This window comes from Gephyromycinifex aptenodytis (assembly GCF_012277275.1).
Lineage (GTDB): Bacteria > Actinomycetota > Actinomycetes > Actinomycetales > Dermatophilaceae > Gephyromycinifex > Gephyromycinifex aptenodytis.
Genome location: NZ_CP051155.1, coordinates 1,110,340 through 1,123,370, shown reverse-complemented (window position 1 = coordinate 1,123,370; position 13,031 = coordinate 1,110,340). Strand labels below are relative to the sequence as shown.

Annotated in this window: 12 protein-coding genes; 5 read left to right on the top strand and 7 right to left on the bottom strand. The window is 67.1% G+C overall.

The window, feature by feature from the left end:
* Positions 1-331 precede the first annotated feature (331 nt).
* Complete coding sequence (locus G9V96_RS04695; RefSeq protein WP_168582003.1) at positions 332-1,798, top strand: threonine/serine exporter family protein; 1,467 nt, start codon at positions 332-334, stop codon at positions 1,796-1,798.
* 132 nt (positions 1,799-1,930) lie between these two features.
* Here G9V96_RS04695 and lpdA read toward each other — a convergent pair whose 3' ends face one another.
* Together lpdA and G9V96_RS04685 are read right to left on the bottom strand one after the other, a co-directional pair.
* A complete protein-coding gene (gene lpdA, locus G9V96_RS04690) occupies positions 1,931-3,325 on the bottom strand; it encodes a dihydrolipoyl dehydrogenase (RefSeq protein WP_168582002.1) in 1,395 nt (464 codons plus the stop codon).
* A 94-nt stretch (positions 3,326-3,419) separates the two neighbouring features.
* Complete coding sequence (locus G9V96_RS04685; protein WP_168582001.1) at positions 3,420-5,141, bottom strand: glycerol-3-phosphate dehydrogenase/oxidase; 1,722 nt, start codon at positions 5,139-5,141, stop codon at positions 3,420-3,422.
* Between the two features lie 195 nt (positions 5,142-5,336).
* Between G9V96_RS04685 and G9V96_RS04680 the strand changes: the two genes are divergently transcribed.
* Together G9V96_RS04680 and G9V96_RS04675 are read left to right on the top strand one after the other, a co-directional pair.
* On the top strand, positions 5,337-6,395 hold the full coding sequence (locus G9V96_RS04680; RefSeq protein ID WP_168582000.1) for a MaoC family dehydratase: 1,059 nt from the start codon (positions 5,337-5,339) through the stop codon (positions 6,393-6,395).
* 122 nt (positions 6,396-6,517) lie between these two features.
* Positions 6,518-7,372 carry a PHP domain-containing protein gene (locus tag G9V96_RS04675; RefSeq protein ID WP_168581999.1) on the top strand — a complete coding sequence of 285 codons (855 nt, stop codon included), beginning with the start codon at positions 6,518-6,520 and terminating at the stop codon, positions 7,370-7,372.
* On the opposite strand, the gene G9V96_RS04670 is transcribed toward G9V96_RS04675, so the two are convergent.
* On the bottom strand, positions 7,344-7,886 hold the full coding sequence (locus G9V96_RS04670) for a methylated-DNA--[protein]-cysteine S-methyltransferase (protein ID WP_168581998.1): 543 nt from the start codon (positions 7,884-7,886) through the stop codon (positions 7,344-7,346). The two genes, G9V96_RS04675 and G9V96_RS04670, sit on opposite strands and share 29 nt — an antisense overlap.
* 305 nt (positions 7,887-8,191) lie before the next feature.
* On the opposite strand from G9V96_RS04670, the gene G9V96_RS15245 reads away from it, so the two are divergent.
* Positions 8,192-8,326 (top strand): hypothetical protein, encoded by a 135-nt coding sequence (locus G9V96_RS15245; protein ID WP_264318476.1) that lies wholly within the window; start codon positions 8,192-8,194, stop codon positions 8,324-8,326.
* Between the two features lie 29 nt (positions 8,327-8,355).
* On the opposite strand, the gene G9V96_RS04665 is transcribed toward G9V96_RS15245, so the two are convergent.
* The 4 genes from G9V96_RS04665 to G9V96_RS04650 all read right to left on the bottom strand — a co-directional run bounded on the left by G9V96_RS04665 (position 8,356) and on the right by G9V96_RS04650 (position 11,581).
* Positions 8,356-9,885, bottom strand: coding sequence for a DEAD/DEAH box helicase (locus tag G9V96_RS04665; protein WP_168581997.1), 1,530 nt, complete (start codon positions 9,883-9,885; stop codon positions 8,356-8,358).
* Between the two features lie 243 nt (positions 9,886-10,128).
* Positions 10,129-10,407: a GlsB/YeaQ/YmgE family stress response membrane protein gene (locus G9V96_RS04660; protein ID WP_226913470.1), complete on the bottom strand. Its 279-nt coding sequence runs from the start codon at positions 10,405-10,407 to the stop codon at positions 10,129-10,131.
* A 238-nt stretch (positions 10,408-10,645) separates the two neighbouring features.
* A complete protein-coding gene (locus tag G9V96_RS04655) occupies positions 10,646-10,870 on the bottom strand; it encodes a DUF3107 domain-containing protein (RefSeq protein ID WP_168581995.1) in 225 nt (74 codons plus the stop codon).
* A 30-nt stretch (positions 10,871-10,900) separates the two neighbouring features.
* Complete coding sequence (locus G9V96_RS04650) at positions 10,901-11,581, bottom strand: TetR/AcrR family transcriptional regulator (RefSeq protein WP_168581994.1); 681 nt, start codon at positions 11,579-11,581, stop codon at positions 10,901-10,903.
* 131 nt (positions 11,582-11,712) lie between these two features.
* Between G9V96_RS04650 and moeB the strand changes: the two genes are divergently transcribed.
* Entirely contained in the window at positions 11,713-12,867 is a 1,155-nt protein-coding gene (moeB, locus tag G9V96_RS04645; protein ID WP_168581993.1) for a molybdopterin-synthase adenylyltransferase MoeB, read from the top strand.
* Positions 12,868-13,031 lie beyond the last annotated feature (164 nt).

The window sequence follows — 13,031 nt, the reverse complement described above, 5'->3', positions numbered from 1 at the left end:
GCACCGAACCCAAGACACCGCCGACAATGTCGCGACCAGAGGGGGCAGACCAGCGTGCAGGCCCCTGCTCTGGGCGGTGCCGCAAGAGACGTCTCATCAGGTCTACCGGGCAGTTTGCCCGCGACGTTACCCATGCCCCACAGTGATGAATGTGTCCGAGCATCTCGCGGCTGCACAGTCCGGCGCCAATTTCGTTAAACCACAAGTTAACCCCACCTACTCTGAGAGCCCTGGCGGGACGATGACGGGCTCGTTCCCGACACTCGAACCGGGAACCTTCAGCGCTGACCCAGTCGGGACGGGGCGCCCTTCGCCCACCCAGAAGACGAGCATGGGTGGTGCGTTCCTGCGTCGCGCCAAGGACGCGGTGCGCGCTGTAGACGCGCCTACCTGGGGCCTGGATCTCAAAGAGATCAATGACGGGATCGAACACGCCCGCTCTCGATCAGTCATCGACCTTGCGATGCGGATCGCGGAATCGACGCTTGCCACCGGGGCTTCGGCGGCCGACGTGACCGCCAACGTGCTGTCCGTGACCAAGGCGTACGGGCTGCGCTCGGTGCACGTCGATGTCACCTTCACCGCCATCACCGTCACCCACCACCGCGGCCCGCTGGCCGACCCGGTGACGATGGTGCGAACAGTGCGGGTCCGCACTGCCGACTACGAGCGCCTCGCGCGCACCTATGCCCTCATCACCGACATCACCGATAACGGCCTGCCCCTGGAGGAAGCCCGCGGGCGCTTCGAGCGGATCATGGAGCGACCGCCGGCCTACCGCCGTGGCGTCGTGACGCTCTCTTTCGCGCTTTTGGGAGCCGGGGTCGCTGCGCTGCTGGGGGGAAACCTCACCGCCATCCTGCTCGCCGCCATCATCGTCGGGATCGTCGACCGTTGCCTGATGTGGACCGCCCGGCAGCGACTGACGGAATTCTTCGGCCAGATGGTCGGTGGCGCAATCCCGGCCGCCATCGCAATGTTCCTGGTGGCTTCGCGTGACTGGCTGCCGGACTTCCTTCTCAACGTCAACCCCTCGCTGCTGGTATCGACCGGCATCGTTGTTCAGTTGGCCGGGCTTTCGGTGGTGGGCGCCGCCCAGGACGCCATCGACGGGTTCTACGTCACCGCCTCAGCACGAACCTTCGAAGTCGTCGTCCTCACCCTTGGCCTGCTGGTCGGGGTCATCGGCGTCATCACGATCGCCTCGCGGCTGGGAACCCCCGCCTATGTCATCCCGCCTTCGGCGGTGGCCCCGTACCTGGTAGTGCAGATCCTTGCGGTGGCGATGATCGCTGCCTCCTTCGCGATCGGCACCTACGCCGGACCGCGGACCATCCTGGTGTCGGTAGCGATGGCCGTCATCGGCTGGTCGGCCTACGCGTTCTTCCTGAGCCTCGATCTTGATCGGGTCTCCTCGACCGCGGTCGCCTGCGTGGTCGTGGGTTTTCTCTCTCAGCTCAGCGCCGGCCGGTTCGCGGTTCCGTCGCTGGCGTTGGCGACGGCCGGGATCGTCGGTTTCCTCCCCGGCGGAATGGTTTTCCGCGCCTTGTACTACATGGTGGAAACCCCGGTACGGGTCACGGCCGAAACGAACGGTCCGAACCTGTTGATGGGTGCGATCGCCACCGGACTGGCCATCGCCGGCGGGGTCAGCCTGGGCGGCTACCTCGGTTGGCAGGTGCGCGGCGGGGACCGAGCCCGCGACCGCGTCAAGGACAAGGCGCTGCGCTCAACAGCCCCGATCGAAGAGGAACCGGCACGTCGTCGCCGGCGGCCGAAGCGCCGCGCTCGCGGTTGAGCCCCACCCTGACCGATCTCGTGGTCTTGGCTGGCACGCCCAGCATCACAGTGGCGCTACCGCCGGCAACAAAGAGCGGGGGGCAAGGCGACTCACGTCACCTTGCCCCCCGCTGCAGTCAGCGCCGCTGAACTAGAAGTTGATCATGTGCCCGGCGATGCCGTGCATGGCCTCCTTGACCGCTTCACCCAGCGTCGGGTGCGCGAACACGGTGCGGCTGACCTCGTCGGCCGTGAGGTCCCACTGCTTGGCGACGTTGACCGCCGGCAGCAGTTCCGTCACGTCCGGGCCGATCATGTGGCAGCCGAGGATCTCGTTGTACTTGGCGTCGGCGACTACCTTCACGAAGCCCACGCCCTCACCCAAGCCCTGCGCCTTACCGTTGGCGGTGAAGGGGAACGAGGCGACCTTGATCTCGTGACCGGCGTCCTTCGCCTGCTGCTCGCTCATGCCCATCGACGCGATCTGCGGGTGGCAGTAGGTGGCGCGCGGGATGAAAGCGTAATCCACCGGCATCGTCTCAGCGCCGGCGATCGTTTCTGCCGCAACGATGCCCATCGCCTCGGCCACGTGAGCCAGCATGAGCTTGGAGGTCACGTCGCCGATGGCGTACACGTGCTCGATGTTCGTGCGCATGTACTCGTCGATCTTGATCGCGCCGCGCTCGGTGAGCTCCACACCGAGGTCCTCCAGTCCGTACCCCTGCGTGCGAGGTGCGAACCCGAAGGCGCACAGCATCTTTTCGGCCTCCAGCACCTGGGAGTCACCACCCGCAGCGGGGGAGACCGTGACCTTGACGCCGGAACCGGTGTCCTGCACGGATTCGACCTTGGTGCCCGTCATGACTTTCACGCCGAGCTTCTTGTAGTGCTTGAACAGCTCCTTGGAGATGTCGGCATCCTCAGCCGGGACCATCCGGTCCAGGAACTCGACGATTGTCACCTCGACACCGAAGTTGGCCATCACGTAGGCGAACTCCACGCCGATCGCGCCGGAGCCGCCGATGATGATGCTCTTGGGCAGGTTCTCATCGAGAATCTGCTCCTCGTAGGTGACGACGTTCTCGCTGAGCTCGATGCCCATCGTCTTCACGGTCGCGCCTGTGGCGATGATGAGGTCGTCGTAGGTGACCTCAGTCGTGCCGTTGTCGCCCTCCACCGAGACGGTGTTGCCCTTCTGCAGGGTGCCCCAGCCGTCGATCTCGGTGATCTTGTTCTTCTTCATCAAGAAGTGGACACCCTTGACGATGCCCGCGCTCACCTGGCGGCTGCGCTTGTGTGTGGGGCCGTACGACATCGTCGCGTCACCCTCGATGCCGTACTTCTTCTTCTCGTGGGTAAGCGTGTGCGCCAGCTCCGCGTTCTTCAGCAGCGCCTTGGAGGGGATGCAGCCCACGTTCAGGCAGACACCACCCCAGTACTTCTTCTCGATAACCGCTACGGATTTACCGAGTTGGGCAGCGCGGATGGCGGCGACGTAGCCGCCAGGACCAGCGCCGAGCACGACGACGTCATAGTGATCAGCCATACGTCCCAGCCTAACCGGAGGGCCCACCGCTGCGTGGCGCGGTGGGCCCATACTCCGTGACGGATTTGCTGGGAAGGGCGTGCGGGTTCGCGCCTCAGCGGTGCGTCCAGCCCCCGGTCACCTCGCGGGCGCGCAACCGGGCCCGGTCGGCCGACTCGTCATCGGGCTGCGTCTGGGACTCCCGCTCGGCCTGCACCCGCTCCAGGTACAGCTCGACCTCGTGCTCGCGGTACTCATCCGACCAGCCGAGGATGGGCGCGACGATCTCAGCGGCGCGGGCAGATGCTTCCACGCCACGATCCCAGGCCTCGATGGAGATACGGGTACGCCGGGCCAGGATGTCATCAAGGTGCAGCGCGCCCTCGTGCGCTGCCGCATAGGCCGCCTCGACGCCCAGATAGTCCTGGGCACCCGGCAGCGGCGTCGCCAGGCTCGGGTCCTCGCGCACCATGTCCAACAGCTCTGGGGTCAGCGAGCCATAACGTGCCAGCAGGTGCTCTACCCGGGCCGGGTGCAGCCCAGAATCGGCGGCCATGCTGTCGCGTTGGTTACGCAACGCCCGGTACCCCTGAGCCCCGATCAACGGCAGGTTCGCTGTCGTGGACTCGGGGACCTTGCGGGCCAGAGCGTTCACCGCCTCATCGACGGCGTCCTTGGCCATTACCCGATAGGTCGTGTACTTACCGCCCGCGACCACGACCAGGCCGGGTGCGGTGTGGGTGACGATGTGCTCGCGGGACAGCTTCGAGGTGCTGTCGGACTCCCCGGACAGCAGCGGCCGCAGCCCGGCGTACACACCCTCGACGTCGTCGTGCCCGAGCGGGGTCGACAGCACCGTGTTGACGTGGTCCAAGATGTAGTCGATATCGGCCCTGGTGGCGGCCGGGTGCGACTTGTCGTGCTCCCACGGGGTGTCGGTGGTGCCCACAATCCAGTGCCGACCCCACGGGATGACGAACAGGACCGACTTCTCGGTCCGCAGGATCAGGCCGGTCGAGGAGTTGATCCGATCGCGGGGGACCACGATGTGCACGCCCTTGCTCGCCCGAACCTTGAACGTCCCGCGTTCGGCCAACATGCGCTGGGTGTCATCGGTCCACACCCCGGTGGCGTTGATGACCTGGCGGGCCCGGATCTCGAACTCCGCCCCGCTCTCCCGGTCACGGGCCCGCACCCCGGTGACTCGGGCGCCTTGGCGAAGGAAGTCGACCACTTCGACGCGGTTGGCGACCAACGCGCCGAACGAGGCAGCCGTGCGGATGATCTCCACAACCAGCCGAGCATCATCGACCTGAGCGTCGTAGTACTGCAACGCGCCGGTGAACGCGTGCGGCTTCAACCCGGGGAACAGTCGCAGCGCCGCGCGGCGGGTCAGGTGCTTCTGCAGCGGCAGGCCCGCGCCGTTACCGCCCAGGTGAGCCATCGCGTCGTACAGCCCGACCCCGGCACCGATGTAGAGCCGTTCCCAGCCGCGGTGGGTGAAGGGGAACAGGAAGGGCACCGGCCGCACGAGGTGCGGTGCGATGACATCCAGCAGACGGCCCCGCTCCTGCAGAGCCTCGTGCACCAGCCCGAAATCGAGCATCTCCAAATAACGCAACCCGCCGTGGATGAGCTTGCTCGACCGGCTGGAAGTGCCGCTGGCGTAGTCACGGGCCTCCAACAGTCCGGTGCTCAAACCGCGAGCGACCGCATCCAAGGCCACCCCGGCACCGGTGATGCCGCCACCGACAACCAGGATGTCGAGTTCGGGTCCGGAGGCCAACTGCGCGAGGGCAGCTTGACGTGACGAGGGGGACAGAACGGTAGATCGCATGGGGTCTCCTCGGCTGGCGTTGTACTTCTCACTGTCCCAGACGCGGTCATCAGCGGCACAACGACGTGAGGCAGCCCACCTCGATCCTGGCAGGCTCGGCCCGGCTGGGCAGCCACAACGAACGGTGTCGATGGCAAGATTCCCAGCAGAGGCGGCCCCGGCCGCCGACCCGTCACGAGAGAGGCAGGCCGCCCGATGGCGACGAAGACCGAGCCCGGCAACTACTTCGAGGACTTCACCCTCGGGCAGCAGATCGTGCATGCCACCCCGCGCACGGTCACCGACGGCGACATCGCCCTCTACACGGCGCTGTACGGCTCCCGTTTCGCCGCCTGCAGCGCGCAGACCTTCGCCCGCGACCTCGGCTACCCCCGGATGCCGGCAGACTCCCTGCTGGCGTTTCACCTCGTCTTCGGCAAAACCGTCCCCGACATCTCCCTTAACGCCGTCGCCAACCTCGGCTACGCCGGGGGACGCTTCGGGGCGCCGGTCTACCCCGGCGACACCGTGACGACCACCTCAGAGGTCATCGGCCTTAAACCGAACAGCTCGGGCAAGAACGGCAACGTCTACGTCCGCTCCATCGGCCGCAACCAGGACGACGACGTCGTGCTGGACTACATCCGCTGGGTGATGGTCAACCGGCGCGAACCGGTCTCCGAAGTCGGCGAGGCCAGCATCCCCGACCTGCCCGGAGCGGTCCCCGCCGACGAGCTCGTCGTACCTTTCGACCTGCCCAACGGGTACGACGAGCGCATGCAGACCCTGGCCGGAAGCGCCCACCTGTGGGGTGACTACGAAGTCGGCGAACAGATCGATCACGTCGACGGCATGACGATCGAAGAGTCCGATCACATGCTCGCCACCCGGCTCTACCAGAACACCGCCAAGGTGCACTTCAACCAGTTCATGCAGAAAGACAGCAAGATCGGGCGCCGCCTCATCTACGGCGGCCACATCATCAGCCTGGCGCGCTCGCTGTCGTTCAACGGGCTGGCCAACGCTCACGCCATCGCGGCCATCAACGCCGGAGCGCACTGCAACCCCACCTTCGCCGGTGACACGATCCACGCCTGGTCGCAGGTGCTGGAGAAGATGGAGCTCCCCGGCCGCAGCGACGTCGGCGCGCTGCGATTGCGCACGGTGGCCACCAAGGACCTGCCGTGCAGCGACTTCCCGTACCGGGGCGAGGACGGCAAATACCTGCCGAATGTGGTTCTCGACTTCGACTACACAGTGCTCATGCCGCGCTGAACCCGCAACGCCGCGTACCCCGGGCTCTGCCGCGCAGGCTCGGGGAGCGGCGTGGGCCGCGCCGGTAGGTCGCAACCTTCGTTGCTCACGGGCGGCAGCCGCCGCATCGCTATCCTGGTCCGGTGATCGCCGACCTGCATGCCCACACGCTGGCCTCCGACGGGACGGACACCCCGACCCAACTCATCGAGAAGGCTGCCGCGCAGGGGTTGGACCTGATCGCGATCACCGACCACGACACCACCTCTGGATGGGACGAGGCGAGCGCTGCTGCGCAGCGGGTCGGGATCAGCCTGTTGCGTGGCATCGAGATCTCCTGCAAATGGCAGGAAATCAGCCTGCACCTGTTGGCATACCTGCATGAGCGCAGCGATGAACCGCTGCTGGCCGAACTCAGCGCTGCCCGAGACAGCCGCGACAGCCGCGCCCGGCGCATCACCGAACTGCTGGCTGCAGACCTGCCCATCACCTGGAAGGACGTGAGCGCCCAGGTCGAACCGGGGGCCACCGTGGGGCGCCCACACATCGCCGACGCCCTGGTAGCGCTGGGAATCGTCAAGCAGCGAGACGAGGCGTTCGCCAAGTACCTGTACACCGGTTCGCCGTACTACGCCGCCCACTACGCCCCGGACCCGGTAGCGGTCGTGAAACTGGTACGTGCCGCGCGGGGTGTGCCGGTGATGGCGCACCCCTTCGCCGCCGCCCGCGGGCCGGTGGCGCCGGACCAGCTCATCGCGGAGATGGCGCAGGCGGGGCTGTTCGCCCTGGAGGCTGACCATCCTGAGCACGACGATTCCCAACGCGCGCACACGATCGCGCTCGCTGCAGATCTGGGACTGCATGTCACGGGTTCGAGCGACTACCACGGGCGGGGGAAGACCAACCGGCTCGGGCAGTGCACGACCGCGCCGACAGTCGTGGAGGCCCTGCTCAGCGAACCCACCGCCGTCACTGCGATAGGGGCACTTGGTCGGTAGCGGGCAGAACCCCTTCCAGACGTAGCAGCTTTCGTTTGACGTCCAGGCCGCCGGCGTAACCGGTCAGCGCGCCGCTCGCGCCGAGCACCCGATGACAGGGAATGACGATGGAGATGGGGTTGCGCCCCACCGCGCTGCCCACGGCCTGAGCAGCCCGTGGGCGCCCCAGCTCTGCCGCCAGCTGACCGTAGCTGCGGGTGCTGCCGTAAGGGATAGCGCTGATGGCCGCGAGTACCTCACGCTGAAACGCCGAGCCGCTGGGTCGTACCGGCAGGTCGAAGCTCCGACGAGTGCCGTGGAAGTACTCCCGCAACTGGCTCAGGCACCGACCCAGGACCTCGTGATCCCGCGGCGCCACCGGCGAGCCGAGCACCTCGGGTCGTGGGCAGTGGCGTTGTCCCTGCCGGTAGATCCCCACCAGGTCACTGCCCTGGGCGAGCAGCAGGTACGCCCCGCAAGGGGTGTCCACCCTGGCGTGCTGGATCCTCGAGGCGGAATCGTCAGTGGTGGACATCAGGCTGAGGCTATCGCGCCGAATGAGGGCGCGATCATCTTCTGCGGCGCCGCGGCCGCGCATCGACCGGCCAATGGCAGCGACGGTGTGTCGGGCCCCGTCCGCCAGATGGCACCGCTGCTGAAATGCCACACGCCCCAGGTATGGGCCTGGGGCGTGTGTGCGCCGCTGCGCAAAGAGGGGGGAGGGAGCTACGCGGCGCCGAACGTCAGGCGCTCTGCCTCGCAGAGGGGAGCGAGGCAGGGCCTGATTCGGCTCTGGGAGTCGACTGGCGAACGGTGCGCGGCACGCCAGCATAAAGGTGCATGGCATTTCCCCTGTACCTGCGCATCGAGATCACCTCGAGCCTCCCCCCGGAGTTGTTTCGACCCTACGACCTGGTTTGGACAAGCGTCCAGAACGTCCGTTATATGGACATCGGTGCAGGTGGGCGGGCCTAACGAGGTGGGGGAGGCGCCGTCGTGCCGGCTCAGGCCGAAGGCTTGCCGCCGCGAGTACGCCGACGCTGGCGGGGAGCCCCCGAGGTCTTGACCTCGGAGTCGGCTGCGGCGCCGGGGGCGCTGGAGGGCTCGCTGCGCTCCGAAGAGCGTCCGCCCCGACTATCCCGGCTGCGGTGCTCACCCCCGCCACGGCTGTCGCGCCCGCCACGACTGTCATGGCCACCGCGCTGCTCGCGGCCGCGGCCGCCGGACTTAGCGGACTTACCGGTCTCGCCGAGGTCCTCGAGCTCTTCGGCGTCAAGACCGGCACGAGTGCGTGAAGCGCGAGGGAGGCGTCCGGTGGCCTTGGGGTCGATGCCCAGGTCGGCGAACAGGTGCTCGGAGGAGGAGTACGTCTCGGGCGGCTCTGGGATGCCCAACTCCAGGGACTTGTTGATCAGTCCCCAGCGCGGCATGTCATCCCAGTCCACCAGGGTGATCGCCACGCCGGTCAGCCCGGCGCGTCCGGTTCGGCCGGTGCGGTGCAGGTAGGTCTTCTCGTCCTCGGGGCACTGGTAGTTCACGACGTGGGTGACGTTCTCGACGTCGATTCCACGGGCCGCGACGTCGGTGGCCACCAGGATGTCGACCTTGCCGGAGCGGAAGGCGCGCAGTGCCTGCTCGCGGGCGCCCTGCCCGAGGTCGCCGTGGATGCTCGCTGCTGCGAAGCCGCGGTCGATCAGCTCATCGGTGACCTTGGCTGCAGTGCGCTTGGTACGGCTGAAGATGATCGTCAACCCGCGGTCCTTGGCCTGCAGCACCCGAGCCAGCAGTTCGACCTTGTCCATCGCGTGCGCCCGGTAGACGAACTGGGCGATGGCGGCCACGGTCTGGCCTTCGTCGCCTTCAACCTGGGCGCGGATGTGGGTGGGCTGGGACATGTACCGGCGGGCGAGGGTGACGATGGCACCCGGCATGGTCGCCGAGAAGAGCATTGTCTGGCGCGAGGCCGGGGTTTGTGCCAGCAGCTTCTCCACGTCCGGCAAGAAGCCCAGGTCCAGCATCTCGTCGGCTTCGTCCAGCACCAGGGTGCGGATCGAGCTCAGTCGCAGGTGTCCCTGCTGCATGAGGTCGATGAGACGCCCGGGGGTGCCCACCACCACCTCCACGCCGCGCTTGAGAGCATCGATCTGCGGCTCGAAAGCGCGACCACCGTAGATCGTCTCAACCCGGATGCCTCGCTTGACGCCGGCGTTGCGCAGGTCGGTGGATACCTGATTGGCCAACTCGCGAGTCGGGGCGACGACCAGAGCCTGCGGGCGCCCCGGGAAGGGCAGCGACTCGAACTCGGCGTCGCCGGGCGCGACGACCTTCTGCAGGATCGGTACGCCGAAACCGAGCGTCTTGCCGGTGCCGGTCTTGGCCTGTCCGATGATGTCGTGGCCGCTCAACGCGATCGGCAGCGTCATTGCCTGGATCGGGAACGGGCTGACGATGCCACGATCTGCGAGGGCCTCCACGATCTGGGGGTGGATACCGAAGTCGCTGAAAGTGCTCTCAGCAGGGGTAGGTGCATTCATAGTGGTCCTTCGATCGGGCCCGCCGCGGCGAGGTGCATTCGATGCCGGGCGTCGTGGTGTTCGGGCCGATCGGAGGTCATCCAGGGGCGTCCCGTGCGAAGCAGTGCTCCACGGGCGCCATGAGAAGAAGAAGGCGGGGCTATGTGCCGACCGGGCACCGTCTGTCCGGCTCAGTCTAGCCCCCATGACGCGTTGAAGGCCGCCACCCCAGTGGGATGACGGCCTTCAGGAAGGCCACACGCGTCAGACGCGGGTGCCCGCACCACGGCGACCGGTAACGCTCATGTAGATCGCGATGAGCACTGCGGCCACGGCGACACCGGCGGCGACGCCGATCCAGTTGATGCCGCCGTTGGCGTTGTCGTAGTTGAACAATGTCGAAACCAACCAGGAGCCGAGCGCCGATCCGATGATGCCGATGATGATCGTCATGAGGATGGACATGTTCTGGTTGCCCGGCATCACCAAGCGCGCGAGGGCGCCGATGATCAAACCGCCGATGACGGCGCTGATGATTGTCATCAACATAAGCGTGCTCCTGTTCTCGTCTCGCTATCGCGAGGTTGTTATCGGGCTGTGTGTTGCCCCTGTCACTCTCAGAGTTACCCAGCTGCCCGGATTTCTATGAGGCGTGCGTACGAAATGGTGCGTTTGTAACCATTTCGTTGCTTGACATGGGCGCCCACGAGGGGCATAGGAGCCTTCCTGTCAGCGCAAAGCGGTTGCCCGCAAGCCGAATCGGCGGGCCGGCCGGCCCCCCTTAGAGCATCCCGAAGCCGACGCCGCCCTTTTTCGCCGCGCCGATCTCGACGTAGGCGATGCTGGCTGCCGGGACGATGGACAGGTTGCCCTTGCTGTCCATGAGCCGCAGGGCCGAACCGGAGCTCAGGGCCTTCTCGACAGCTTCCTCGACCTCTTGGGCCGCGGCGTCCGTCTCGAGGCTGATTTCACGGCTGACATGCTGGACACCGATCTTGACCTCCACGAGGTCTCCTTTCGTTGCTGAACTCTCAGGTTACGGGGCCGTCTCTTCGGCGACGCCCAGACGGGGGTCCTCGGGTGCGGCGGACTGGGCAAGCGGGAAGCTGCTCACCCCGCGCCAGACGAGGTCGGCGACCAGGCGCGCCGCCGCGTCCCGCGGGATGGGACATCCTTGCGCCAACCAGAACCGGGCGCTGGTCTGGGCCATTCCCACCACCCCGGTGGCCAGCAGCAAGGCCTCCTCCTCATCCAAGTCAGTGGCGTCGCGCACGATGCGGGCAATCGCCGCGGAGGTTCGTTCCTCGACCCGCAGCACCCGCCGGGCAACCTGCGGTTCCTGGCGAAGGTCGGACTCGAAGACGAGCCGGTAGGCGGCGCCGTGGCGTCCCACGAACTCGAAGTAGGCCTCCACAGTGGCGACCACGCGCGCATCGTTGTCCTGGGTGGATTCCAGCGCAGCCAGCACGGCGTCGACGAGTTGCTCAGTGGCCGAGTCGAGCAGGGCCAGGTACAGCTCAAGCTTGCCGGGGAAGTGCTGATAGAGAACGGGTTTGGAAACCCCGGCCCGGTCGGCGATCTCGTCCATGCCGGCGGCGTGGTATCCGTACTCGACGAATACTTCCAGCGCTGCCCCGAGCAGCTGGGCCCTGCGGGCAGGTCGAGGGAGTCGGGTTCCGCGCGGAACGCTTGGGTTCTCGCCAGCGGAGGGTGCCATCCTGCATCACTTCCTTCCGGCCCGCGAAGCGAACTTACGTCCGGTGCGGGTGGGGTCGGACGCCGTCTGACGCCCGAGATGGCATCCTAGCGAGGCTGTCGGTCCCAACACATGTCGAACGAGGAGCTCAGGTGAGCGTCGATCCGCGTCCTGCCCCCTTGACCAGCGACGAACTGCGCCGATACTCCCGCCAGTTGAGCCTGGCCGAACTCGGCGAACCGGGACAGCGACGCCTGGCCGGTGCCCGGGTCCTGATCATCGGCGCAGGTGGGCTGGGGTCGCCGGCGTTGCTGTATCTGGCGGCGGCCGGGGTGGGAACGATCGGGATCGTCGATGACGACGTCGTCGAGGTCTCCAACCTGCATCGCCAGGTCATCCACGGCGAGGACACCCTGGGGCAGGCCAAGACCACCTCGGCCGCCCGTCGCCTGCGCGAGATGAACCCGCACGTCCAGGTGATCGAGCACGAGCAACGGTTGCGAGCCGGCAGCGCCGCCGACATCGTCGCCGGTTACGACCTCGTGATCGACGGTTGCGACAACTTCCCGACCCGCTACCTGGTCAACGACGCGGCGGCAATGGCCGGGATTCCGCTGGTCTGGGCGTCGATCTCCCGCTTCGAGGGGCAGCTCAGTGTCTGGTGGGCGGGCCACGGCCCCTGCTACCGGTGCGTCTTTCCCACTCCGCCACCGCCGGGTGCCGTGCCCTCTTGCGCGCAGGGCGGGGTTTTGGGAATGCTCCCCGGTGTCATCGGCGCGATGGCCGCGGCCGAAGCCGTCAAGATCATCACCGGCATGGGCGAACCGCTGATCGGGCGCATTCTGCTGCACGACATTCTGGCTGCCTCCTGGGACACCATCCGGGTTCGCCCGCGCCCCACCTGCAGCGTGTGTGGGCCGCAGGCCGGCCCCATCGTTCTTCGCGACCTGCAAGAAGACCAGCCGACCGCCGCCACTAGCCCAAGTGAGGCCGAGGGTGCGCAGCTCGACTCCGAGCGGCTCGCCGGGGCGCTGGCTGCGGATGAGGTTCTGCTGCTGGATGTGCGCGAGGAGCACGAGCGGGCCACCGGCGTCATCCCGGGCTCGCTGGGTTGGCCGCTGGGATTGCTGCTGGAAGGTGAACTGCCACCGGGTCTGGACCGCCCCGTCGTAGCCTATTGCGCTTCCGGCGTGCGTTCACTGCGGGCAGTCGAGGCGCTCACCCAGGCGGGCGTAAGCCAGGCGCAATCGTTGCGTGGCGGGATAAACGCGTGGACCGGGGAACTGGCCATGCCGGACGGGAGCTGAGGGCCCCGCCCGGCAGGCGGGTAGCGCCCTGGGACGCTGCGGTGAGTCAGCTTTTGTGGCGTCCTGCCTCCTACCCCGATAGCAGGCTGTTTCAGAGCACGCCCAAGCCACGTGATCGCAAACGGCATCCTCCCGCAGGCGTGACCGGGAGTGCCTCGCAACGG

Bases quoted from the DNA above. Each gene is read 5' to 3' on its own strand.
- G9V96_RS15245 (WP_264318476.1), top strand. From the start codon at position 8,192: ATGGCATTTCCCCTGTACCTGCGCATCGAGATCACCTCGAGCCTCCCC.
- G9V96_RS04665 (WP_168581997.1), bottom strand. From the start codon at position 9,885: ATGAATGCACCTACCCCTGCTGAGAGCACTTTCAGCGACTTCGGTATC.
- lpdA (WP_168582002.1), bottom strand. From the start codon at position 3,325: ATGGCTGATCACTATGACGTCGTCGTGCTCGGCGCTGGTCCTGGCGGC.
- G9V96_RS04650 (WP_168581994.1), bottom strand. From the start codon at position 11,581: ATGGCACCCTCCGCTGGCGAGAACCCAAGCGTTCCGCGCGGAACCCGA.
- G9V96_RS04660 (WP_226913470.1), bottom strand. From the start codon at position 10,407: ATGACAATCATCAGCGCCGTCATCGGCGGTTTGATCATCGGCGCCCTC.
- G9V96_RS04670 (WP_168581998.1), bottom strand. From the start codon at position 7,886: ATGTCCACCACTGACGATTCCGCCTCGAGGATCCAGCACGCCAGGGTG.
- G9V96_RS04695 (WP_168582003.1), top strand. From the start codon at position 332: ATGGGTGGTGCGTTCCTGCGTCGCGCCAAGGACGCGGTGCGCGCTGTA.
- G9V96_RS04685 (WP_168582001.1), bottom strand. From the start codon at position 5,141: ATGCGATCTACCGTTCTGTCCCCCTCGTCACGTCAAGCTGCCCTCGCG.
- G9V96_RS04680 (WP_168582000.1), top strand. From the start codon at position 5,337: ATGGCGACGAAGACCGAGCCCGGCAACTACTTCGAGGACTTCACCCTC.